The following is a 1461-nucleotide window of genomic DNA, read 5'->3' on the forward strand; positions in this document are numbered from 1 at the left end:
CGCCCCGTTACTATCTTCACGCCCCGATAATCGGGGCTATGGCCAGCCAGGCCCGGCATGATTCCCGCCCCCAGTCGCAGTCATGATCCGGGGGGTGTTGTCACCGGGCCTGGTGGGTGGCTGGTGATCGCTGATAGGGGTTTGGCCGGGATTTCCCGACGCCGTCCGTAACGTGGATGCCGAGACTTGCCACCGTTGTTGCAGGCCAATCCGTTCACTCTGCATAAACTGCGATGCAAGACACTCAACAACGTGACGCCGTCGATGTCTTTATCGGCGTCGATGTCGGTAAAGGCCATCATCACGCCGTGGCACTCGATCGGAGCGGTAAGCGCCTGTACAACAAGGCTCTACCCAACGACGAGGCCAAGCTGCGCGCCCTCATCACGGAACTCAAGACTCACGGTCGACTACTGTTCGTCGTCGACCAGCCTTCCACCATCGGTGCGCTTCCTGTAGCCGTCGCCCGCGCTGAAGGCGTACTCGTTGCCTATCTGCCCGGACTGGCCATGCGCCGCATCGCTGATTTGCACGCCGGCGAAGCAAAGACCGATGCCCGCGACGCCGCCATCATCGCCGAAGCCGCTCGCTCGATGCCGCATACGCTGCGCTCGCTTCGACTGGCCGACGAGCAGCTCGCCGAACTCACCATGCTCTGCGGCTTCGATGACGACCTCGCCGCTCAGGTCACGCAAACCAGCAACCGCATTCGCGGCCTGCTTACTCAGATCCATCCGGCGCTCGAGCGTGTTCTCGGACCGCGCCTTGACCATCCAGCGGTACTCGATCTGCTTGAGCGCTATCCGTCGCCCGCCGCGCTTGCCGGAACCAGCGAGAAGACGCTCGCCAATCGCCTGACCAAGCTCGCTCCTCGCATGGGCAAAGGCTTAGCGGCCGAGATCGTTCAGGCACTGAGCGAACAAGCCGTGACCGTGCCCGGCACGCAAGCCGCCACCATCGTCATGCCCCGTTTGGCCCAGCAGCTTGCGGCCTTGCGTCAGCAACGCGACGAAGTCGCTGCCGAGGTTGAACGACTGGTGCTTGCTCACCCTCTTTGGCCGGTCCTGACCAGCATGCCGGGAGTCGGCGTCAGGACCGCCGCCAGACTCCTGACCGAAGTTGCCCACAAAGCCTTCGCTTCGGCCGCCCACTTGGCAGCCTATGCTGGCCTTGCCCCGGTAACCCGGCGCTCTGGCTCATCCATCCGCGGTGAGCATCCGTCTAGACGCGGCAACAAGGTACTCAAGCGCGCATTGTTCCTGTCCGCCTTCGCGGCATTGCGGGACCCAATCTCACGGGCCTATTACTCCCGCAAGATCCAGCAAGGCAAGCGTCATAACCAAGCGCTCATCGCGCTCGCACGGCGACGCTGCGACGTTCTGTTCGCCATGCTGCGCGACGGCACCATTTACCAACCCAAGTCAGTCCCTAACGCTTGACGAAACACATAGGGGCACCCCC

At 63.1% G+C, this 1461-nt stretch carries 1 protein-coding gene; it reads left to right on the forward strand.

Features of this window, described 5'->3' with window-relative positions; genetic code table 11:
- The first annotated feature begins 233 nt into the window (after positions 1-233).
- The gene (locus tag HWX87_RS37595) at positions 234-1439 is read left to right on the forward strand and encodes an IS110 family transposase (RefSeq protein WP_176051831.1); all 1206 of its coding nucleotides are present in this window, start codon (positions 234-236) and stop codon (positions 1437-1439) included.
- Positions 1440-1461: the final 22 nt, after the last annotated feature.

The sequence above is a fragment of the Burkholderia sp. BCC1644 genome (genome assembly GCF_902833225.1).
Classification (GTDB): domain Bacteria; phylum Pseudomonadota; class Gammaproteobacteria; order Burkholderiales; family Burkholderiaceae; genus Burkholderia.